The 22325-nt window shown below is 64.2% G+C and carries 19 protein-coding genes; 7 read left to right on the top strand and 12 right to left on the bottom strand.

All coding sequences use genetic code 11. The annotated features are described in order from the left end of the window. Window positions 1–46 precede the first annotated feature (46 nt). The 3 genes from V6B15_RS10245 to tilS all read left to right on the top strand — a co-directional run bounded on the left by V6B15_RS10245 (window position 47) and on the right by tilS (window position 2830). A complete protein-coding gene (locus tag V6B15_RS10245; protein WP_334201057.1) occupies window positions 47–874 on the top strand; it encodes a helix-turn-helix domain-containing protein in 828 nt (275 codons plus the stop codon). 104 nt (window positions 875–978) lie between these two features. Next, window positions 979–1890 (top strand): tetratricopeptide repeat protein, encoded by a 912-nt coding sequence (locus V6B15_RS10240; protein WP_334201056.1) that lies wholly within the window; start codon window positions 979–981, stop codon window positions 1888–1890. Continuing rightward, the gene (gene tilS / locus V6B15_RS10235) at window positions 1886–2830 is read left to right on the top strand and encodes a tRNA lysidine(34) synthetase TilS (RefSeq protein WP_334201357.1); all 945 of its coding nucleotides are present in this window, start codon (window positions 1886–1888) and stop codon (window positions 2828–2830) included. The genes V6B15_RS10240 and tilS overlap by 5 nt, the downstream gene beginning before the upstream one ends. 6 nt (window positions 2831–2836) lie before the next feature. Here tilS and V6B15_RS10230 read toward each other — a convergent pair whose 3' ends face one another. From V6B15_RS10230 to rimO, 8 genes are all read right to left on the bottom strand, one after another. Beyond that, entirely contained in the window at window positions 2837–3499 is a 663-nt protein-coding gene (locus tag V6B15_RS10230; protein WP_334201055.1) for a L,D-transpeptidase family protein, read from the bottom strand. 82 nt (window positions 3500–3581) lie between these two features. Beyond that, window positions 3582–4175 (bottom strand): bifunctional 4-hydroxy-2-oxoglutarate aldolase/2-dehydro-3-deoxy-phosphogluconate aldolase, encoded by a 594-nt coding sequence (gene eda, locus V6B15_RS10225; RefSeq protein ID WP_334201356.1) that lies wholly within the window; start codon window positions 4173–4175, stop codon window positions 3582–3584. Between the two features lie 14 nt (window positions 4176–4189). Further along, on the bottom strand, window positions 4190–5158 hold the full coding sequence (glk, locus tag V6B15_RS10220) for a glucokinase (protein ID WP_420493538.1): 969 nt from the start codon (window positions 5156–5158) through the stop codon (window positions 4190–4192). 2 nt (window positions 5159–5160) lie between these two features. Further along, entirely contained in the window at window positions 5161–6978 is a 1818-nt protein-coding gene (gene edd / locus V6B15_RS10215; RefSeq protein WP_334201054.1) for a phosphogluconate dehydratase, read from the bottom strand. Beyond that, entirely contained in the window at window positions 6968–8410 is a 1443-nt protein-coding gene (zwf, locus tag V6B15_RS10210) for a glucose-6-phosphate dehydrogenase (protein WP_334201053.1), read from the bottom strand. The genes edd and zwf overlap by 11 nt, the downstream gene beginning before the upstream one ends. An 85-nt stretch (window positions 8411–8495) precedes the next feature. Beyond that, window positions 8496–9293 carry a transglutaminase-like domain-containing protein gene (locus tag V6B15_RS10205; protein WP_334201052.1) on the bottom strand — a complete coding sequence of 266 codons (798 nt, stop codon included), beginning with the start codon at window positions 9291–9293 and terminating at the stop codon, window positions 8496–8498. Between the two features lie 193 nt (window positions 9294–9486). Beyond that, window positions 9487–11853 (bottom strand): EAL domain-containing protein, encoded by a 2367-nt coding sequence (locus V6B15_RS10200; protein WP_334201051.1) that lies wholly within the window; start codon window positions 11851–11853, stop codon window positions 9487–9489. A 238-nt stretch (window positions 11854–12091) separates the two neighbouring features. Further along, on the bottom strand, window positions 12092–13468 hold the full coding sequence (gene rimO, locus V6B15_RS10195) for a 30S ribosomal protein S12 methylthiotransferase RimO (protein WP_334201050.1): 1377 nt from the start codon (window positions 13466–13468) through the stop codon (window positions 12092–12094). Window positions 13469–13545: 77 nt separating this feature from the next. Between rimO and V6B15_RS10190 the strand changes: the two genes are divergently transcribed. Then, the gene (locus V6B15_RS10190; RefSeq protein ID WP_334201049.1) at window positions 13546–13944 is read left to right on the top strand and encodes a DUF1761 domain-containing protein; all 399 of its coding nucleotides are present in this window, start codon (window positions 13546–13548) and stop codon (window positions 13942–13944) included. Between the two features lie 3 nt (window positions 13945–13947). Here V6B15_RS10190 and V6B15_RS10185 read toward each other — a convergent pair whose 3' ends face one another. The 3 genes from V6B15_RS10185 to serS are packed head-to-tail and all read right to left on the bottom strand — an operon-like array spanning window position 13948 to window position 17298. After that, on the bottom strand, window positions 13948–15066 hold the full coding sequence (locus V6B15_RS10185; protein ID WP_320180818.1) for a potassium channel family protein: 1119 nt from the start codon (window positions 15064–15066) through the stop codon (window positions 13948–13950). A gap of 52 nt (window positions 15067–15118) precedes the next feature. Beyond that, window positions 15119–15883, bottom strand: a complete 765-nt coding sequence (gene surE / locus V6B15_RS10180; RefSeq protein WP_253518948.1) for a 5'/3'-nucleotidase SurE — start codon at window positions 15881–15883, stop codon at window positions 15119–15121. Continuing rightward, window positions 15883–17298 (bottom strand): serine--tRNA ligase, encoded by a 1416-nt coding sequence (gene serS / locus V6B15_RS10175; protein WP_334201048.1) that lies wholly within the window; start codon window positions 17296–17298, stop codon window positions 15883–15885. The genes surE and serS overlap by 1 nt, the downstream gene beginning before the upstream one ends. 131 nt (window positions 17299–17429) lie before the next feature. Here serS and V6B15_RS10170 point away from each other — a divergent pair, with 131 nt between their 5' ends. Beyond that, complete coding sequence (locus V6B15_RS10170; RefSeq protein WP_334201047.1) at window positions 17430–18731, top strand: sulfotransferase family protein; 1302 nt, start codon at window positions 17430–17432, stop codon at window positions 18729–18731. Window positions 18732–18785: 54 nt separating this feature from the next. On the opposite strand, the gene V6B15_RS10165 is transcribed toward V6B15_RS10170, so the two are convergent. Then, a complete protein-coding gene (locus tag V6B15_RS10165; RefSeq protein ID WP_334201046.1) occupies window positions 18786–21116 on the bottom strand; it encodes a TonB-dependent receptor in 2331 nt (776 codons plus the stop codon). A 125-nt stretch (window positions 21117–21241) separates the two neighbouring features. On the opposite strand from V6B15_RS10165, the gene V6B15_RS10160 reads away from it, so the two are divergent. Both V6B15_RS10160 and V6B15_RS10155 read left to right on the top strand, forming a co-directional pair. Continuing rightward, the gene (locus V6B15_RS10160) at window positions 21242–21853 is read left to right on the top strand and encodes a TetR/AcrR family transcriptional regulator (protein WP_334201045.1); all 612 of its coding nucleotides are present in this window, start codon (window positions 21242–21244) and stop codon (window positions 21851–21853) included. A gap of 60 nt (window positions 21854–21913) precedes the next feature. Beyond that, window positions 21914–22177, top strand: coding sequence for a hypothetical protein (locus V6B15_RS10155; RefSeq protein WP_253518903.1), 264 nt, complete (start codon window positions 21914–21916; stop codon window positions 22175–22177). Window positions 22178–22325 lie beyond the last annotated feature (148 nt).

Below are 22325 nucleotides of genomic sequence, written 5' to 3'. Positions count from 1 at the left end.
AAGACCACATGCGGGAAAACCGCGGGATCGCATTATCGGGGATCGCATGAGCGACGAAGAAATTCTTGAACAAGAACCGGTTGTACCAGCCGGCACCGTCGGCGCACGGCTCAAGCAGGCGCGCGAGGACGCGGGGATGGAGCTGACGCAGGTCGCGGCAGAGACTCGCATACCGCAGCGCCATTTGCTGACAATCGAGAACGGCCGGCTCGCCGATCTCCCCGCACGAACCTATGCGGTGGGTTTCTCGCGCACCTATGCCCGGCTGGTCGGGCTCGATGAACGCGAGATCGTCGAACAGGCCCGCCTGGAGCTGGCCGATGGCGAAGATGCCGGTGATGCGCCCGCCAAGTTCGAGCCCGGTGATCCGGCGCGCGTTCCGGGGCGCGGACTGGCGTGGTTCGCGCTGTTCGCAGCCGTGCTGCTGCTGGGCGGGATCTACGCCTTCTACAGCAGCTATTTTGCCCCCGGCATGGGGCCTGCGCCGCTGCAGGACCCGAAGGCCGAGGTTGCGGACAAGGCCGCGGATGGCGATGCACCCGCGCAGGCAGCGGCCACCGCGGCTACGGGTCCGGTGGTCTTCACCAGCGAGATGGATGGCACCTGGGTCAAGTTCTACGATGCCAATGGCGAGCGCCTGTACGAGGCGCAGATGGCAGAGGGTGACAGCTTTACCGTGCCCGCCGATGCCGAAGGGCCGCAGGTCTGGACCGGTCGGCCCTATGCGCTGGCGATCACCGTGGGCGGCCGTTCGGTCCCCAAGCTGTCCGAAGTGGACGAGGTCATCAAGGACGCGCCGATCACCGCCGAAGCGCTGCTGGCGCGCGCCGAACGACCGGCAACCCCCGCCTCTCCTGCCGCCGACGGCGGTTAATTTTCCCCTTCCGAAAGGGGGATAAGCGCGTTTCATGGCCTCGACAGATTCGCGGGGCTAGGGCAATTTCCGCCGCCTACGGACATCCCACCAGGAGCCTCCCGATGACTTTCGGATCGATTACCCGCAACCTGTCGTTTTTCGGGGCGGGTTTTGCCTTGCTGGCGACTGCCACGCCGGCGCTGCCGCAGGACGGCAATGACGAAGCGCGCATGCGCCGGCTCGAGGCCGAGGTGCGGGCGCTGCAGCGCAAGGTCTTCCCCGGCGGCGACGGGCGCTTTTTCGAACCCCAGATCTCGGCGCAGCCGACTGTTTCCTCGACCGCGCCGAGTACGTCGACCACGGCGGTGACCGACATCTTGACCCGGCTCGACGCGCTCGAAGCGCAGCTCCAGCGCCAGACTGCGCTGAACGAGGAAAACGCCAATGCGATCCGCCTGCTGACCGAACGGATGGATACGCTCGAAGGTGGCAGGGGATCGACCTCGGTCGCGGCGACGACGCCCACTGCCACGCCTGCTGCGAGTACGGGCGCAACGCGCAATGTTGCCGCGACGGCGACTGCCGTGGGGCCGAGCGAGGAACGTGTCGCCGCAGTGCAGGCGATTGCCAAGCCGCAGACCGACGATGCAGCGGACGACGAATATTCCTATGGCTTCCGCCTGTGGGATGCGGGCTTCTTCCCTGAAGCGCAGCAGCAATTGACGCTGTTCGTCGAACAGAATCCCGATCACTGGCGCACGACCTATGGCCGCAACCTGCTCGGCCGTGCCTATCTCGATGACGGCAAGGCCAAGGAAGCGGCGCCGTGGTTCCTCAAGAACTACCAGGAAGACAAGACCGGCGCGCGCGCGGGTGACAGCCTGTTGTATCTTGCCGAGACCATGATCGCGCTCGATGACACGCGGCGTGCCTGCATCGCGCTGGCCGAATTCTCCGAAACCTATCCCGCGCTTGCCGCAGGCCGCTTGCAGAGCCAGTACGAGGCCAATCGCGGCAAGGTGACGTGCAATTGACGGGGATATCGCTCCCGCGCTGCTAGCGCGCTTCGAAGCGGCTTTTGACCGCTTCCAGCTGAACGGAAAGCTGGGCCTCGCAGTATCGGGCGGGCCCGACAGCATGGCGCTGTTGGCATTGGCGCATGACCTGATGGGCGATCGAATCGAGGTCGCGACAGTCGATCATGGCCTGCGCGCCGAGGCAGCCGAGGAATGCGCGCTGGTCGCGCGGGTCTGCTCGGACCGGGGCATCCCGTGCCGCGTGCTCAATGTCAGCGTGGGTGATGGCAACGGCCAGGACCGCGCGCGCGCGGCGCGCTATGCGGCATTGGGCAAATGGACGCAGGCGCGCGAACTGGCCACGATCGCCACGGCGCACCATGCCGACGACCAGGCCGAAACGCTGCTGATGCGCCTCAACCGCGGAAGCGGGTTGGCGGGGCTGGCAGGCATCCGCTCGTCGACGATGATCGCGGATTGCGCGGTACCCGTGCTTCGCCCGCTACTCGGTTTCCGCAAGCAGGAGCTACGCGATCTCGTCGAGCGTCTGGGAATTCCATGTGCCGAGGACCCGAGCAACCGCGACGAAAGCTACGACCGGGTGCGTATCCGGCGGGCGCTGGAGGCAGCCGACTGGATCGACCCCGTGGCGCTGGCTCGTTCCGCGTCGCATCTGGAAGAGGCGGAGCAGGCGCTACAGTTAGTCGCGGACCAATTGTGGGAAGATGCGGCTGTGATCGGCGACGCACGCGTTGGAGTGCCGGTCGGCCCCACGCGCGATACGTCCGCGCGGCTGGTCGCACGTGCCATTGCCATTCTTGGCGGCGAGATTTCGCATGGTGAGGTCGCCGCATTCCTGAAAGCGGCGGATCGGCGCGGCAATATCGCGGGTGTGCTGGTCGAACGGCACGGCGATAGGTTTATCTGCACGCCCGAACCGCCGCGTCGCAGCGGCTGATTCACATCAGATGATGCTGTCGCCGACGGTCATCTGCTCGCCCCTGGTAATCACGATCTTGTCGCCCTTCTTGGCGATCGCGAACAGGCGTTTGGCGATATCGTCGGGCACGCCGATGCAGCCATGGCTGGAATAGCCGTTTTCGACGGTACTGCCGCCATGGATGGCGACCCCATCGGTGGTCAGGAACATGCTCCAGGGCATCGGCGCATTGCCGTATTTCTCGGACACATTGTGCCGCTGCTTCCACAGGATCGGGAAGACACCGGTCGGGGTCGGATGCTCGTCTGTGCCCAGCATGACCGCCGCGGCGCCAATTTCATACCCGCTGCGGAAGATCGAGATCACCCGCGCTTCGAGGTCGACGGTCACCAGCAGCGGGCCATCGGGGACGCCTTCGTCATCCCAATGCCACTCGCCATATTTGATCGGTCCGTCGATCGGCAGGATCCTGCGGACGGTGTAAAGACGCTTGGCATCGGCAACCGCCTTGGCTGCAAGCGCGCCATGGACTTCGATGGGTTGTTCCACCAGATCCGGCTCGGGGGCGGCGGCCACCACTTCGGGCGTTTCCGCTTCGGCGGTTGCGCGGCCGCCCATAGCGACGCCCGCCAGTACCAGCGCTGCGACGACGGTTCCCCCGCCGATCCATTTCAGAATCACGTCCATCCACCCATTATGCGCACGAATGGGTGAATTTTCCACCTAGGCTGGAAAGAACGCCCCGCACAGGGACGGATTGGCGGTGGTACTAAGCAGCCAGCGCGGCGGCTTCGCGGGCCAGACGCTCGACTTCCGCCTCGTCGACAGCGCCGCGCGGGGCGACCCAGCTGCCGCCGACGCACAGGACCGGATCGAAGCCGAGCCATTCGGGCGCATTGGCCAGCGAAACGCCCCCGGTCGGGCAGAAGCGGCACTGATTGAAGGGCGCAGCCAGGGCCTTGAGCGCGGGCAGGCCGCCGGCGGCCATCGCGGGGAAGAACTTGAAATGGGTGAGTCCCAGATCCAGCCCGCGCATGATGTCGCCCGCATTGGCGATCCCCGGCAGGAAGGGAATATCGGCGCGGATGGCGGCCTTGCCCAGCGGTTCGGTCAGCCCGGGCGAAACGATGAACTGGCTGCCGGCATCGACTGCAGCTGCAAGCTCGGATTGGTTGGTGACCGTCCCCGCGCCGACCACGGCGCCTTCGACCTGGCGCATCGCGCGGATCGCATCGAGCGCGGCAGGCGTGCGCAGCGTCACTTCCAGCACCGGCAGCCCGCCCGCCACCAGCGCGCGCGCGAGCGGTACGGCTTGCTCCAACTCATCGATCACGATCACCGGAATAACCGGTGCGGTCTGCATGATGTCGGCAATGGTCAAGCGTGTCTCCTGGCAAAGGCTGCGGCCGCGCCGAACAGGCCCGGTTGGGGATGGGTGATGAGCTTGACCGGAATGGTCGCCATCAATTGAGCAAAGCGCCCCTTGGCGCGAAAACGCTGGGCAAAACCCGACTTGGGCAGATGGTCGCGCAGGCGATAGCCGAGCCCGCCGGCGATCACGACACCGCCAAAGCCGCCCTGCGCCAGCGCGATATCGCCCGCGACGCTACCCAGCGACAGGCAGAAGCGGTCGAGCGCGGCGGCGGCGAGGCTTTCTTCGTCGCTCATGGCGCGGGTCCAGATCGCGATATCTTCCTCGTCGCGTGTCTTGCGCTTTTCCATTGCGGCCAGCGTTTCGTAAATGTCGACGATCGCCGGTCCGGAGACGACCCGCTCAACCGATACCCGCGTATGGCGCTTGCGCAGCCGGGCAAGGATCGCATCCTCGATACTGTCGAGCGGGGCGAAATCGATATGGCCGCCCTCGGTCGCCTGCACGCGGTAATCGCTGCCCGAGCGCCACAGGTGGGCGACGCCCAGACCGGTGCCAGGACCAAGCACGCTGATCGTGCCATCGGCAGTAAGCGGTTCGTCGGGCCCGGCAAGGTGCAGGAACTGCTCCTCCGGCGCGCGCGCCACTGCATGTGCAACCGCCTCGAAGTCGTTGACCAGGAAGTAGTTCTCGACGCCCAGCTTCTGCTTGATCAGCGCGGGGCGAATGATCCACGGATTGTTGGTAAAGCGGATGACATCGCTGCCCACCGGCCCCGCGATCGCCATCGCCACGCGCGGGGGCAGGGTGCCGCCCATCCGCTTGCGGAAATCCTCCCATGCAGTCTGGAAGCTGGCATATTCGTCGGTGTGCAACGTTTCGGGTTCGCCGAGGACGATCGTCCCGTCGTCATGCACGGTGGCCAGTGCGAACCGCGCATGGGTGCCCCCGATATCGACGCTGACGAGGTCCACGCTCACAGCCCGGCCAGCGCCAGCATCGAGGAGGCACCCTGTTCGGCGCCATCGGCATTTGCGCGGAACATCGCGAAAAACTCGCGGCCCATGCCGGTCTCGGGCGGGGGCGCCGTGGCGGGATCGCGATTGTCGAGATCGGCCTCGGTGGATAGCGTCCCCGTGGCGGCGCAGACCCGCACGATATCGCCATCGCGCAGCCGCGACAGCGGGCCGCCGCCGCGCGCTTCGGGTGTGCAGTGGATCGCCGCGGGGACCTTGCCCGATGCGCCCGACATGCGGCCATCGGTGACCAGCGCGACGCGGTATCCGCGATCCTGCAGCACACCGAGCGCGGGAGTGAGCTTGTGCAGTTCGGGCATGCCATTGGCCCGCGGCCCCTGGAAACGGACCACGACGACAACGTCGCGGTCGAGCTCGCCCAGCTTGAACGCCTCGTTCACCTCATGCTGGGTCTCGAACACGCGGCATGGTGCCTCGACGGTCCAGCGCTCGCGTTCGACGGCGGAGGATTTGAAACAGGCCCGGCCAAGATTGCCCTCGACCAGACGCATGCCGCCGTCGGGTTCGAACGGCGCGGAGGCCGGGCGCAGCATCTCGCTGTCGCCCGAGGGGCCCGGGTCGCGCCAGGTCAGCGCATCGCCGTCCATGCCGGGTTCGCGCGAATAGCTTTCGAACCCGCCATCCCAGATGGTCATGATATCGGAATGGGCGAGGCCCTCATCCAGCAGCGTGCCGATCACATAGCCGATCCCGCCCGCCTCGTGGAAATGGTTCACATCGCCCGAGCCATTGGGATAGACGCGTGCGACGAGCGGAACGACAGAGGACAATTCCGCCAGATCGGCCCAGTCGAAGCGGATGCCCGCCGAGCGCGCCATCGCGGGGATATGGATTGCGTGGTTGGTCGATCCGCCCGTGGCCAGCAGGCCGATCGCCGCATTGACTATCGACTTTTCGTCGACCACGCGGGCGAGGGGGCGGTAATCGTCGCCCGACTTGCCGATCGCCGCGAGCCGATGCGTGGCCGCGCGGCTCAGTTCCTGCCGCAGCTTGGCGCCCGGCTGAACGAAGGCCGCACCGGGCACGTGCAGGCCCATCATCTCCATCATCATCTGGTTGGAATTGGCAGTGCCGTAAAAGGTGCAGGTGCCCGCGGAATGGTAGCTGCCCATCTCGCTCGCCAGCAATTCCTCGCGGGTCGCCTTGCCCTCGGCATAGAGCTGGCGGACGCGCTGCTTTTCCTTGTTGGAAATGCCGGTCCCCATCGGGCCGGAGGGCACGAAGATCGCGGGGAGATGGCCAAAGCGCAGCGCTCCCATCAGCAGGCCCGGCACGATCTTGTCGCAAATGCCCAGCAGGGCGACGCCATCGTACATCGCATGGCTCAGCGCGACGACGGTCGACAGCGCGATCGTGTCGCGGCTGAACAGCGACAGTTCCATTCCCGCTTCGCCCTGCGTCACCCCGTCGCACATGGCGGGGGTGCCGCCCGCGACCTGAACGGTAGCGCCCACCTCGCGCGCCCAGATCTTCATCCGCTCGGGGTAGCGGTGGTAAGGCTGATGCGCGGAAAGCATGTCGTTATAGGCGGTGACGATGCCGAGGTTCGGCCCCCGCGCAGCCATGATCGCGGCCTGGTCTTCCTCCGCCCCGGCAAAGGCGTGCGCCAGGTTCGAGCAGGACAACGAACCGCGGTTGACCTGCCGGTCGCCTTCGCGGTCCATCAGGTCGAGATAGTCGCTACGGCTCTCGCGCGAATTGTCGATCACCCGCTGGGTGACGCGGTGGATCGTGTCGTTGAGCGGTTTATTCGTCATGCCAGGTCACTCCGTCGCGTTCGGCCAGCGCGATGGCCGCGCTGGGCCCCCAGCTGCCCGCGCCATAGGGCTTGGGCGTGATTTCCTCATGCTCCCACAATGCGCGGATCGCATCGATCCACTCCCATTGCGCCTCGACCTCGTCACGGCGGACGAACAGCGTCTGGTCCCCTTCGATCAGGTCGAGCAACAGACGCTCGTAGGCGATCCGGCGGACCGTGCCGGAAAAGGCATCGGGCATGGCGATATCGAGCGGGACCTGCCGCAGGCGGATGCCCTCGCGGTCGAGCCCCGGCACCTTGGCCATCATCGACAGCTGGACGTTTTCCTCGGGCTGGATGCCAATGACCAAGCGGTTGGGCTTGGTACTCGCACCGCGGCCTTCGAAGATCGAATGCGGGATGCAGCGGAACTGGATCACGATTTCGGTCACGCGTTCGGGCAGGCGTTTGCCGGTGCGCAGGTAGAAGGGTACGCCCTTCCAGCGCCAATTGTCGACATGCGCCTTCAATGCGACGAAAGTCTCGGTGTCGCTGGGCTTACCCAGTTCCTCGTCATAGCCGGGGACGGCGGCCCCATCGACCGCGCCCGCGCGGTACTGGCCGGTCACGGTTTCGCCCTTCGCGATCGGTCGCAGAGCGCGCAGAACCTTGACCTTCTCGTCGCGCACGGCGGTGGAATCGAAGCTCGTCGGCGGCTCCATCGCTACCAGCGCGAGCAATTGCAGCATGTGGTTCTGCACCATGTCGCGCAAGGCGCCGCTGTCGTCATAATAGGCGACCCGCGATTCCAGCCCGATCGTTTCGGCGACGGTGATCTGGACGTGGTCGATATAGGTCGCGTTCCACACCGGCTCGAACAGCAGATTGGCAAAGCGCAGCGCGAGCAGGTTCTGCACCGTCTCCTTGCCGAGGTAGTGGTCGATGCGGAAAATGCGGTCCTCAGTGAACGCCTTGGCGACCGCATTGTTGATTTCTTCGCTGCTCGCGAGATCGGTGCCGAGCGGTTTTTCCAGCCCGATACGGACATTGCCTTCGGTCAGCCCGGCATGGACGAGCCCGTCGATGGTCGGTTCGAACAGGCTGGGCGCGGTCGACAGAAAGATCGCCAGACCTTTGTCATAGGTGCCGACTTCCTTGGCGAGCTCGTCATAGCCGTCGAGCGTCGTGGCATCGACGGGTACGTAGCTGAGGCGGTTGAGGAAGGTGGCGACACCGCTGCGGCGGTGGTCGGGGAGATTTTTCTCCAGCGCGGCGCGCGCCCAGTCGCGATATTCGCGCGTGGTCATTTCCGAGCGGGCGGTGCCGACGATTTTGAGGTCCGGCTCGAGCAGGCCGTCGGCATCCAGCGCGCAGAGCGAGGGCAGCAGCATGCGCTGCGCCAGGTCTCCGGTCGCGCCGAAGAGCAGCAGGCGGTCGGCGTTCACACTCATGCGCGGGGGAAGGCAATCATCGGTCGGTCACTCCTGGTCGATGCGGTTACCAGCGCCAACTCATGCACACCAGCCGCCTGCATTCCTATTCTTTCTTCACGCTGACCGAGCTGGAGCGGAAGTCGTTGGGGCCGAAACTGGTGAGAAAGCTGACATCGGCGGCGTCGCGGCCGACGCCGATTTTCACGGTTTCGGCCGGGTCGGCCATGTCGGTCGCATCGACCAGCTGCCAGGTCCCCCCGTCGGCACGGTTCGGATCGGCCAGGAAGACCTCTGCTATCGCATGGAAATCGGGGGGCTGCACGCCGGGGGCATAGCAGGCGACATAGCGCGCAGGGATCGTGCTGGCGCGCGCGAGCGTCACCAGAACATGCGCATAGTCGCGGCAGATGCCCTTGCGCGAGATGAAGGTTTCCGCGGCCCCGGTTTCGGTGGTCGAACTGCCGGGCGTGTAAGTGAAATGTTCGGCGATCCAGTCGCGGATCGCGGCCACCCGCGCACCGCCGGTGGTGCCGGCAAACTGCGCTTCGACAAAGGACTGGAAATCGTCGGCCGGGCAATAGCGGCTGTCGAAGAGGTATTCGACCGCTTCGCCGGGCAGCTCGTGCGGGGCGAGGGCGGCCATATCCTCCAGCGTATCGAGTTGCCGGTTGAGTTCGACGCGTGCGCGATAGTCGACTTCGAAATCGCCCTCGGCACGGATCCAGATCCGTTCGCCTATATGGTCGCGCGCGGGGACGCGGGCACAATGTTCGCTGTCCCCCAGCCGTGTCTCGCTCGACAGGATCGTCTGTTCGGGGATGGCAGCCACCTCGAACTGCAGCAGCACATCGGTGGGTGCGGGCAGGTGGAAGGCGAAGCGGGTTTCGATGGAGATCGGCATATAAGGGGTCAACGCCGCAGCCGCAGGTTCGTTTCGCACCTGCGAAACGAAAAAGGGCCCCGTAAACGGGGCCCTTTGAATCACTTAAGTTATGAAATTCAGCCGTCGAACAGCCATTCCCAAATATTCCACATGGTCGTACCTCCTGATTGCTCAAGAGTTATATTTCATTAACCATGTCTGTTTGTAAAGTCTAAACCATGTTTGCGATGGCCCTGTCTGACGTAAAGTCCTGATATTCCAAGAGATTGGATAATGAGAGAGGGCGAGAAAACGCAAAACCCTGCACCTGCTGGCACCCGACATGCTCAAGCAAGGCGATGTCCTGCGGGTTCTCGAGGCCCTCTGCGACCACGGTGATTCGCGCTTCGCGGCCCATTGCCGCGATGCTCGACACGATGGCTCGGGCCTTCGGATCCTTGGCGATATTGGTAATGAAAAGCCGGTCGATCTTGATCTCGTCGAACGGCAATTCGTAGAACGCTTCGTAGCTGGCCGCACCGACGCCGAAATCGTCCATGGCAATGCGCACGCCGATCGAACGCAGCTCCTGAAGGATGCTCGAAGCCACGTTGTGATCGGAGATGCGCGCCGTCTCGGTGATCTCGAGCGTCAGATACTGGGGATCGAACCGCGTCGCCTGCAACACGTTGCGCACCAGTCCAACCACGCGCATGTCGCCCAGTAGGGTGGCCGAGATGTTGACCGACATGGAGATGGTCCGGCCGCGGAAATGCAGGAGCTGGCCAGCTGAGCAGGCGCTTTGCAGGACGTAGCGGGTCAGGTGCTCCATCCGTCCGGCCTTTTCGCACTGCTGGATAAAGTGCAGCGGCGAAATGAAGCCGCGGGCCGGATCATGCCAGCGCACCAACGCTTCGACCCCGACCATGGATTTCGACTCGAGGTCGATCTTGGGCTGGTAGACGCAGTAAATCTCACCGGCTTCCATCGCCTCGTCGATCCGCGCGCGGAGCGATATGTCCCACAGAAGGTCGGTCTCGGACCCCGTTTCGGCAATTGCGATCGGATTATGGGCTTCGGACGTTTCCTCTGCCGCCGCGACGGCAGCAGCCAGGCGCGCGGGCGGATCGCCCTCGATCGATGCGACCCCGAAGGTAATGCCTACATCGACCGAGAATCCGCCGACCTGGACCGGGGCGGCAAAGATCGCGCGCAGTCCTTCAAGATGCTCTACGACTGCATCGGTTTCGTCGCTCGCCACATGCCAGCCGAGGCTATGGCCTTCGCTGTAAACCGCGAGGTTTGGATCGGCGGCGCGCAGCCGGTCGACGAGCTTGAGAACATAGCTGCCCTTGTCGTCCGCCCGTAGCGTTTTCAAAACGCGTTCGTAATTCTGGATCTTGGCGATGACAATGTGACCATTGCCAATCGAATCGCGCACCAGCCGCGCCTCGAGCGCGCGCAATTTCGGCAGTCCGGTGTCCGGATTGACCATTTCGACGCGACGCTTCCAGCGCATGCGCGAGCGGAAGGCTGCATAAACCACCAGAAACCCGAGTGCATAGGAGAGCTCGACCCGGACGCCGATCTTTGCAGAGGCAAACAGGAGGACGGGCGCGAGGAGGGCAATCCCCGAATACGCAATCCAGCGATGCTTCCTCGGGCGACATACCAACAAGGCGATCAGTAACAAGGATGCGAACAGCGATAGAACCATAGGTCCGCGAAGATTGCCGGTGTAGCCCGCTTTCAGCGACTCCCCGGCATAGATATCGACATAGCTCGCCGCTGCGTCGATCTTGCGCGGCATGGCTTGTTGGCTTCCGGGCACCCGGCCGGTGTGGCCGACCACGATGGTCTTCCCGGTAATTTCGACCGGAATGGTGGCACCTTCGGAGCTGCTCTTCGACAAAGTGGCGAGGGGCAAGACGGGAATGCGATCGAGAGCGAAGCCATAATCGACCGAGAAAGTGGCTTTGGGTTTGGCTTCTACACCGGCAATCGCTGCACCGAAGGACCGGACCTGTTTGCCATTGACCTCGTAGGCGTAGTGAAGCTCCCACGCAAAACCCAGCCAGTTGCGGTCGGTCTGGTCGGACACGACATGGGGTGCGGTACCACCAATAGCCGGTGAGGTCGTGCGGAGAAACTCGTCTACGCCGGTTCCTTCGACGATCCGGTTGACCAGTGTGATACGCGGCCCGAGGTCGGCGATGGCGCGCGCGAGGCGTTTATCGGCATCCGAATCCCCAGATTCCGCGAATGAAACGTCGAGGAAGACTTTCCCCACGCCCCGGCGGTCGAGCTCGTCCAATGCGGCGGCAACTTCATAGCGCTTCTCGGGAGCCTCGGGATCGTTCAGCGCCTCGTCGGAGGCGACGAAGACCACATCGCCCGTCGGGCTGCGATCAGCGGCGCGCGATTGTACCAGCCAGAGGAACTGATCGATCGGTTGGAACAGGAAAACCGCATACATCGCCAGACTGATCAGCCCTGCCCACAATACGTGGCGCAAGCGCTCGATCAGCCCTCCGCGGAACAGCAGACGGCCATGGGTCACAATTGGCCCGGCAAGGTTCGAGATGCGTTGGTCACCCATCGAACGCCCTTATGGCGCTCTTAAGTTTAAGAAAGTTTTGATGGTGCGGGCGCGAATCCCTCGTAACCCAACCGGGCCGCGGGTTGCGAAGGTAAATTCCGGTTTAGGAACTGGGGTGAAGAGAATTCACGCTTGCCGCGGATCTCGTTGTCGCGCACATCGGATTAAATGTTGGATAACAATGTGTTATGCCCATACCTACTGCGTGACTTCACTAGGTTAACGGCCCATTGAGGGCTTACTCGGTTACCACCCCGAACAGATCGTGGGCATCACTGTCCTCAATTGAGACAGTTACGATATCGCCCTGGGCTAGGCCTTGCGGCACGTTCCGCAGGTACACCGCGCCGTCGATTTCGGGGGCATCGGCCTCGCTGCGACCGGTCGCGCCGACATCCCCATCCTCGTCGGGTTCGCCCACTTCGTCGATGATGACCGGGATGTTCCTGCCGACCTTGGCCGCCAGCTTGGCGGCGCTGATCCGCTCGGTGACTTCCATCACGCGGGCGTAGCGTTCTTCCTTGATCTCTTCGGGTACCGGATCGGGCAGGGTGTTGGCCCGCGCGCCTTCGACCGGTTCGAAGCGGAACGCGCCCACGCGATCGAGCTGGGCTTCTTCGAGCCAGTCGAGCAGATATTTGAAATCGTCCTCGGTCTCGCCGGGGAAGCCGACCACGAAGCTGGAGCGGATCGCGATGTCGGGGCAGATTTCGCGCCAGCCCTTGAGCCGTTCGAGCACCTTGGCTTCGTTTGCGGGGCGCCGCATCGCGCGCAGCACCTTGGGGCTCGCATGCTGGAAGGGAATGTCGAGATAGGGCGTCAGCAGACCCTCGGCCATCAACGGGATGACCGCGTCGACATGCGGATAGGGATAGACATAGTGCAGCCGCACCCAGGGCGGTGTACCCCCGCCGATGTCGAGCTGGCCCAGTTCGCGCGCAAGGTCGGTCATATGCGCGCGGACGGGATGGCCCTTCCACAGCCGTTCCTCGTGCCGCGTATCGACACCGTAGGCGCTGGTATCCTGGCTGATGACCAGCAGTTCCTTCGTGCCCGCCGCAACCAGCTTTTCCGCCTCGCGCAGCACTGCGTCGATCCGGCGGCTGGCTAGCTTCCCGCGCAGGTCGGGAATGATGCAGAAGGCACAGGAATGGTTGCAGCCCTCCGATATCTTCAGATAGCTGTAGTGGCGCGGGGTCAGCTTGATGTCGGGCTGCGGGATCAGGTCGACATAGGGCCCCTGGCTGGGCGGGGCGTGCGTATGCACTGCATCGACGACCTGTTCGTACTGATGCGCGCCGGTCACCGCCAGCACCTGCGGATGCGCGGCGCGGATGGCGTCGGCTTCTTCGCCCATGCAGCCGGTCACGATGACGCGCCCGTTCTCCGCGATCGCCTCGCCGATCGCCTGCAGGCTCTCTTCCTTGGCGGAATCGAGGAAGCCGCAGGTGTTGACCAGCACCACATCTGCCCCGGCGTAATCGGGGCTCATCGCATAGCCATCGGCGCGCAGCCGCGTGAGGATGCGCTCGCTGTCGACAAGTGCCTTGGGACAGCCGAGGGATACCATGCCGACCTTCTTCTGGTCGGGGATTGCGGTGGTGGTCGTGCTCATGATTGCGCGCGCCCCTACACCCGTGCGCCCAATTAGGCTAGCTTCCTGCGCATCGAGAGACATGGGGAGGATGGGATATGGCCGAAATCAACTGGTTGGCGGTGTTGCTGGGCGCGCTGGCGTTCTTTCTGGTGGGCGCGATCTGGTATGGCGTGCTGTTTTCGAAGGCCTGGCAGAAGGCTGCGGGAATGAGCGACGAGAAAATCCAGAGCGGCAATATGGCGCTGATTTTCGGGCTGACGTTTCTGGCCGAACTCGTGATTTCGCTGACGCTGTGGCACGGGATCGCGCGCAGCGGCGCAAGCGATCGGGCGGTGATGATGATGGCGGTCGGCTTCGGCGCCACGATTATGGTGCCCGCGATCGGGATCAATTATCTCTACCTGCGCAAGACTTTCGCGCATTTCCTGATCGATGCGGGTCATTTCATCGTCGGGATGGCGGCGATGGGCGGGGTCTTCCTGCTCTTCCGCTAGCGCTTAGCTATTATCCAGATCGTCGCGGTCGTGCCCGTCGCCGCGGGTTTCGCCATTGGGGGTCGGGATGATTTCCACCACGATATCGCCCGCGAGCAGGCTCTGGCATTCTTCTTCCCAGAAGCCGAGCGCCTGGCCGTTGCGATAGACGCGCAGCCCGCGCCCGCCGGTAGTCAGCTCGCCGATGGTCTTGCCGCATTCCTCTTCGGTGACTTCGCGTTCGACCAGCTGGACCCGGCCTGAAACGCTCGCGAGATCGGCAAGGTAGTCGGCAATATGTTCGCCCTTGGCGCTGCCGGCCAGCAGCAGGCCGGTGAAGCGAACCGGGTTGATGACATTGTTCGCGCCCGCCTGCCGCGCGAGCGATTCGTTATCGTCGGCGCGAACCACTGCGCTGATCGGTACGTGCGGCGCCAACGCGCGCACGGTCAGCGTGATCAGGATGGTCGTGTCGTCGCGCCCGGCCGAAACCAGCACGTTCTGCGCTTCGGCGATGCGCACTGCCTTCAACGTCTGGTCGCGCGTGGCGTCGGCCGCCATCACATTGCAGCCGAGCGCTTCGGCCTCATGCAGCCGATCCTCGCTCGGGTCGATGACCACGATGCAGCTGGGATCGGTGCCGCGTTCGATCAGTTCACCGACCGCCTCGGAGCCGGAGATGCCGTAGCCGAGCACCACGATATGGTTCGAGAGCTGTTCCTGGATGCGGGCCATGCGCCATTTCTCCCAGCTGCGCTTGATAAGGAAATTGTAGGCGGTGCCCACGAAGATGAAGAACACCGCAAAGCGGATCGGGGTAACGATGACTGCCTCGACCAGCCTGGCACGGTCCGAAATCGGTGCGATGTCGCCGAATCCGGTGGTGGTGATCGAGATCATGGTGAAATAGACGACGTCGAGGAAGCTGACCTCGCCGTCGAGATTGTCGACCAGTCCCTCGCGGTCCCACCAATGGACCAGCACCACGACGAAAATCAGGAACAGCGCCGCGCCAAGCCGGATGCCCAGATCGCCCCAGACGGGCAATTTCACCGCACGGCGCAGGGGCTGGAAACTGGGCCCTCGATAGGTCCGCACCCGCGTGCTTGCGGCGATCCGGTCGACCTTTTTCTCGCTGCTCATGCGCCGCCTAGGTGCGCGCGGAAGACCGCAGGGTCAATAGCATAGCGTCCGCTCAACCCTCGTAGCGTGCCGCCAGCGCGCCGAGCGACGAATGGTGCGTCAGGTCGAGCTGGAGCGGGGTGACCGAGATATAGCCCTCGTCGATCGCTTCGAGATCGGTGCCGTGGTCGAGCGTGTGTTCGATCGCCTCGAGCCCGAACCAGTAATACTGGAAGCCGCGCGGGTCGCGGCCTTCGACGACCGTGCCGCGCGAATAATCGTGAAAGCCCTGCCGCACCGCGCGAACGCCCTTCACCGCGTCGGGCGCGATCGGGGGGAAGTTCACATTGACCAGCGTGCGCTTGGGCAGCGGCGTGTCGAGCAGCGGGCCGAGCACCCGCGCGCCCCATTCGGTCGCAGCGGCGAAGGCGGAATCGCTGTTGCGGGTCTCCTTGGTATAGACCTGGCTCATCGCAATCGAACGCACGCCCGCCAGCGCGCCTTCGATCGCCGCCGAGACCGTGCCCGAATAGGTGATGTCGTCGGCGAGGTTCGCGCCGCGGTTGACGCCTGAAAGGATTACGTCGGGCTGCGCCTCGATCACCTTGCGCAGGCCCATGGTTACTGCGTCGGTGGGCGTGCCGGTCACCGAGAAGCGGCGTTCGCCATGCTTGCGCAGGCGCACGGGCCGGGTGAGGGTAAGCGCATGGCCCATGCCCGACTGCTCCTCGTCGGGAGCGCAGATCCAGATGTCGTCGGAGAACTGCCGCGCGATTTTCTCGAGCACCGCGAGACCCGGGGCGTGGATGCCGTCGTCATTGGTCAGAAGGATACGCATCAGGCTGCAGGCTCCAGTTTGGTGACACCGCCCATATAGGCGGCCAGCGCTTCGGGTACGGCGACGCTGCCGTCGGCCTGCTGGTAGTTTTCCATCACCGCCACCAGCGTCCGGCCCACCGCGAGGCCCGAACCGTTGAGCGTATAGACGAAAGCGGTCTTCTTCTCGCCTTCGGGGCGATAGCGCGCATTCATCCGGCGCGCCTGGAAATCGCCCGTGTTCGAGCAGGAGGAAATCTCGCGATAGGCGCCTTGCCCGGGCAGCCAGACTTCGAGGTCGTAGGTCTTGTGCGCGCCGAAGCCCATGTCGCCCGTACACAGCAGCATGCGGCGATAGGGCAGCTCGAGCGCTTCGAGGATGCTTTCCGCGCATCTGGTCATGCGTTCGTGCTCCGCCTCGCTGTCCTCGGGACGGCAGATGCTGACCATCTCGACCTTCTCGAACTGGTGCTGGCGAATAAAGCCGCGCGTGTCGCGGCCTGCCGAACCGGCTTCGGAACGAAAGCACAGCGTGTGCGCGGTCAGCCGGATCGGCTGCGCGAGGTCGGAAAGGATATCGCCTGCGACCGAATAGGTCAGCGGGACTTCGGAGGTCGGGACGAGCCAGCGTCGGTCTGAGTTGTACTGTTGTCGATCAAGCTTGCGGAATTGGACCGCGACGTCAGCCAGATTCTCGGCATCATGCACTCCTGGCGATGCTTTAAACTGTTCTAGATACTGAGCTTTTGTCCGCTTTTCGTCGAATGCTAGTTCGGTCTGGAAACTATCCTCGGCGAACTTGGGCAGCTTGTCGGTGCCGTACATCGCGTCATCGCCCACCAGCACCGGCGGGTTGCATTCGGTATAGCCGTTCTCGCGGGTCTGCTTGTCGAGCATGAACTGCGCCAGCGCGCGATGCAGCCGCGCGATGTCGCCGCGCAGGAAAGTGAAGCGCGCGCCCGACAGCTTGGTGCCGGTTTCGAAGTCCATTCCCAGCGCGGGGCCGATATCGGCGTGTTCGCGGGGTTCGAAATCGAAACTGCGCTTCTCGCCCCATTGCGCCATTTCGACATTGTCGCTTTCGTCCACGCCGTCGGGCACATCGGCCGCGGGGAGGTTGGGCAAGGTGGCCAGCAGATGGTCGAGCTCTGCCGCCGCAGCGCGTTCGGCTTCTTCCCATTCGGGCATCGAGGCCTTGATCTCGGCGACTTCGGCCTTGAGCGCTTCGGCCTTGTCCTTATCGCCCTGGCCCATCGCCTGGCCGATTGCTTTCGAGGCCTCGTTGCGGCGGCTCTGCGCCTGCTGGACCCTGGTCGTCGCCTCGCGCTTCTGCGCGTCGAGCGCGATGATGCGGTCGGCCACCGGTTCGGCCCCGCGGCGGGCGAGGGCGGCGTCGAATTCCTTCGGATTGCTGCGGATGTAAGCGATGTCGTGCATGGCGCGGCCTATGCCGTTTCGCTTCCCGCTTGGCCAGCCACTTCGAGCCGGGCGACCTTGTCCTTTTGCGGGCACCGCATTAGGCCCCGGACGTTCAGGGGGACATCGAAAAGCTTGAAAGGGCTGCCAGCTTGAACGACCAGCCGATCCAGCCGCCGCGCCGCACGCGCTTTATCGATATTGCGGACGGGGTGATCCGGGGCGGACGCAAACTCGGGCTTATGGGCCCGGCGCGGCTGGAAAAGGACTTCCTTATGGAAGAGGCCGTACAGGCCACCGGGCTCGACGATTTCGGCGATGGCTGGTTCGAACGCCCCCTGGAAGTCCTGCTCGACAGCGTGAGACGCGAAGCCCAGCTCAACGCGGCGGGCGAATTTTCCGCCATGAAGATGTTTCACCACGTGCTGCGCGACCGGCTCTACACGCAGATGTGGTTCAAGCGGCACCCGGAAATCCTCGCGCGCCCGCTCAAGAACCCGGTGGTTATCGTCGGCCCGATGCGATCGGGTACCACGCGGCTCCACCGCCTGCTCGCGGCCGACCAGCGCTTTGCCCATCTGCGCAGTTTCGAAACCATCAGCCCGGTGCCCCGGCCCGAGTTCGAGCAGGTGCTGGCCGGCGAGGCGGAGGACTTCCGGCCCAAGCTGGCCGCGCGCATTCTGAAGGTCGCGCGGCTCGCCAACCCGCGCACGCTGTCGATCCATCCGACCGGCGCCTACGAGCCGGAGGAGGAACTCGGCCTCGTTGCCGCGTCGATGTATGGCATGAAGTGGGAAGCGCAGTGGAATGTGCCGTCCTATGCCGAATGGTGCCACGAGGAGAGCGCCATTCCCGCTTACCGGCACATGGCCAACCTGCTGCGCCTGATCGGCTGGTCGCAGCAGGAAAGTTCGCTGCGCCCGTGGATCCTCAAGACGCCGCAGCACATGCTCGACCTGCCCGCGCTGCTCGAAGTCTTCCCTGACGCGCGGCTGATCTTCACCCACCGCGATCCCAAGCAGGTGGTCGGCAGCGCTGCCTCGCTCGCCTGGAACCAGACCATTATCTATTCGGATCACAACGATCCCGCGCAGACCGGCCGCGACTGGCTGGGAAAAACCGCGACCATGGTCGCCCGGATGCGCGCCGCGCGTGACGCGATCCCGCGCGAACGGATGATCGATGTACAGTACGAGGACATGGAAACCGACTGGCGCGGCACGATGGAGCGCCTCTACCGCTTCCTCGATCTCGAGATGGAACCTGCGGTCGCGGGGATGGAAGACTATCTCGACCGTTCGGCCCGGCTCAAGCGGCACCCGCATCGCTACAGCCTCGGGGAATTCGGATTGGGCGAGAGCGAGGTGGATGCACTGTTTGCGGACTATACCGAAACATACGGCATTCCGGTGGGCGACGCTCCGGCGTTACCCCGCATGCGATTGGCCGAATAGGCATGCAAAAGGGGCGGGAAGCGAACTTCCCGCCCCTTTGCCAGTCTTAGTCGATCAGTAGCTGAAGGTAACCGTGGCGAAGACCTGCCGCGGGTTGCCGTAGAACGCCGTAAGCGTACCCTCGGGCCCGAGCGTCGGGACGGGGAACCCATTGGCACCATTGACGATGTCGCCGGTGACCGGATCGGTGGCAACGAAGGTGTAGCCGCTGGTCTTGTATTCCTTGTCGAGCAGGTTCTTCCCGTACAGCCCCACGCTCCAGCGATCGTCGGGCGCGCTATAGACCACGCTCGCGTCGAGCAGCGCATAGCCGCCCTGGTCGAGATAGGGGTTGGGTATCTCGAACTGGCTGGTCTTGCTGCGATAGGACAGCGTCGTTCCCAGATAGAGATCGCCTGCGCCAACCGGCGTATCGTAACTGGCAGTGATGCTGCCGGTCAGCTCGGGTGTGTTCTGGACCACGCGAAACGCTGCCACATCGGTCGGCGTGTTGCCGATATTGGTGATGTATTCATCGTATTGCGCGTCGATATAGCCGAGCGACCCAGCAAGGCCGAAACCACCGCCGAAGCGGGCATTGGCTTCCAGTTCGACTCCCTTGAAGGTCGCCTTGCCGGCATTCGATACCACGCCGCAGAAGCTGGGCAATCCGCCCACTTCACAGGCGACCGAACCCGGTATCTGCACATCGGTGTAGTCCGCATAGAAGGCTGCGGCGGCGATGTTGAGGATGCCGATATTGCCCTTGTAGCCGATTTCGTAGCTGTCGACCTCTTCGGGTGCGAAGCTGAGGAACGCGGCCACTTCGGAATCGGTCGGCGCCCCCGGCGTGGCTGCCGGCGCGTTGGTGCCGACCCCGCGCGGGTCGAAGCCGCCGCCCTTGAAGCCCTTCGAATAGCTGGCGTAGATATTGTGATCGGGCGTCGGCATGAAGCTGAGCGAGGCACGCGGCGTGAACTTCTTGAACTCGCGGCTGCCGTTGAAATCGGTGCTTGCGGCCCCGAAGGGTACGCCCGCCCCGCCAAACTCGGGCGACCCGCCGCCGAGATAGTTCTGCCGCAGGATTTCCGCGCTGCGTTCGTCCCAGGTATAGCGTCCGCCGACCGACAGGCTGAACTGGTCAGTCAGATCATAGGTGAAGTCGCCGAAGATGGCGAAGGTTTCGGTGTCGACATTCGCCTGGGTGAAAGCGGTCAGGCCGGCGAAGGTGGTGAAGATGCGCACATCGAACAGCGTATCCGCCTTGGCATCGAGGTAGTAGAAGCCGAGCAGCCCGGCGAACGGTCCGTCATTATCCCACAGAAGCTGGAATTCCTGGCTGATCTGTTCGTTGAGATAGGCGCCGGGCACGTCGAGATCGACCGCGGGGAGCGCATCGAAATCGATCGGCGAATAGCTGTCGTCCTTGCGCCAAGCGGAAATCGACCGCAGTGTCAGCGCGTCGCCCAACTCGATTTCGGTATGCATCGCCAGACCGTAGGATTCGACCTCTTGCTCGGGATCGTTGAGCGCCCCGCGCGTGTCGAAGACATTGTCGAGCACGGGCGCGCCCGACACCAGCCCGGGGATGAGCCGGTGGCCGCCGCGCGGATCGCTCGTATCCTTGGTGTAATCGCCCTGGATGCGGATGAAGCCGGGCTCGCCGTAGCCGCCGACCTCGAGGCTCATCCGGCCGCCCCAAATATCCTTATTGTAGTTTTCCAGGCCGGTGGTGAGGTTGTCGCCGAACCCACCGCGCGACAGCCGCGCGACCGATCCGCCGACGCGAACCAGATCACTGATCGGCGCCGAGGCGGTAATTACGCCTTCGGCCTGGTCGTCGGTGCCGTAAGTCGCGCGCACTTCGATCGAGGGATCGAGCGGCAGGCGCCGCGTGACGTATTTGACCGCGCCGCCGATCGTGTTGCGACCATAGAGCGTGCCCTGCGGACCGCGCAGGACTTCGATGCGCTCGACATCATAGATATCCAGCACCGCGGCTTGCGGGCGGTTGAGATAGACATCGTCGAGATAGATGCCGACGCCCTGTTCGAATCCCGAAACGGGGTCCTGCTGGCCGATCCCGCGGATAAAGGCCGACAGCGTCGAATTGGTCGCACGGCTGGCTTCGAGAGTGACGTTGGGCACGCTCTGGCCGACATCCGTAATGTCCAGCGCACCGCGCCGCGAAAGCTCTTCGCCGCTGATTGCGGTAACGGCCACCGGCACGTCGATCAGCCGCTCCTCGCGCCGGCGCGCGGTGACGATGATGACATTGTCGTCGGCAGCGGGTGCGGCCTCGGCGATTTCGTCACTGGCGGATTGGGCCTGTGCAGGGGCTGCGGCAAGCGCGGCAGTCGCTGCACCACAAAGCAGGCTGGCGGTTAGAATCTGTGTCGGACGCATTTCGGTATCTCCCTCCCGATTATCTTGTTGGAGGCACAATACTGAAACCTGAACCACCTTTCAAGTTTGTTGTTGCGCAGGGGGTGCGATTTGATAGGCTGGCCGTGCATTCGAAGGGATCGACATTGGCCGCAACGCACCGCCCAAGCGACAAGACGCCGCGCACCGAGCGCGGGCGCAAGACGCTGCGCAAACTGCTCGACGCAGCGGCGACCGAATTTGCCGACAAAGGGTTTCACGAAGCCTCGATCAGCGGGATCACCCGCAGCGCGGGCGTCGCGCTGGGCACGTTCTATACCTATTTTGATAGCAAGGATGCGGTCTTTCGCGCGCTGGTTTCCGATATGAGCGCGGGCGTCGGCAAGGCGGCGCGCGAGGCGCTCGACCCGTCGATGGGTGCGCTCGAGATCGAACGCGCCGCGCTGCGCGCGTTTCTCGAATTCGCCGCCGAGCACAAGGAAATCTACCGCATTATCGACGAAGCCGAATTCGTCGATCCTGACAGCTACCGCACGCATTACGAGACCATCGGCGCCCGCATCGAGGAGCGGCTCAGACTGGGTGGCGATAGCGGCGAATTCGCCCCAGGGCTGGGCACGCCCGAAGCCTGGGCGCTGATGGGGATGAATGTGTTCCTCGGCCTGCGCTATGTCATCTGGGGACGCGAGGGCGACCCCGATTTCGCGGAAATCGCGCGCCGTGCCAATATCTTGCTGACGCAGGGGATCGGGCGCTAGCCTCGCTTCTCCGGAACCAGAGGGCGGCGGGGCCGTTGGTTTTCCAAAGGAGAAATCGATATGATCGGCAAGGTAATCGGGGCATTTGTCGGCGACAGGCTCGCCAAGCAAACCGGAAGTATCGGCGGCGCCAGCGGTGCCGCGCTCGGCGTGGTCGCAACCAGCGTCCTGCGCCGGATGAGCCTGCCTGCAATGGTTGCGCTCGGCGTTGGCGGCTACGTCGTCAAGAAGGTCATCGACAAGAAGCAGGCGGGCGACGACACCACCACCCCGCCGCACACTTCGACGGCGCCCGCGGGCACGGCCAAGGCCAAGGCTGCCTGACACCGTCTCGTCCGTTTTGGACTAGCGAAGGGCCGCCCCGATGGGCGGCCCTTCTGCGTTCCGGGGACAAGACGTTTGCATCTTGCGCCCCGCTTTCTATGCTTCCCCCACACGGTCCCCCCGAAACATACGACCACTTCGCACCCGC

It is taken from the genome of Qipengyuania sp. Mu-71 (assembly GCF_036867055.1).
Classification (GTDB): Bacteria; Pseudomonadota; Alphaproteobacteria; order Sphingomonadales; family Sphingomonadaceae; genus Qipengyuania; species Qipengyuania profunda.
This window is presented reverse-complemented; position numbering and strand designations above follow the sequence as displayed.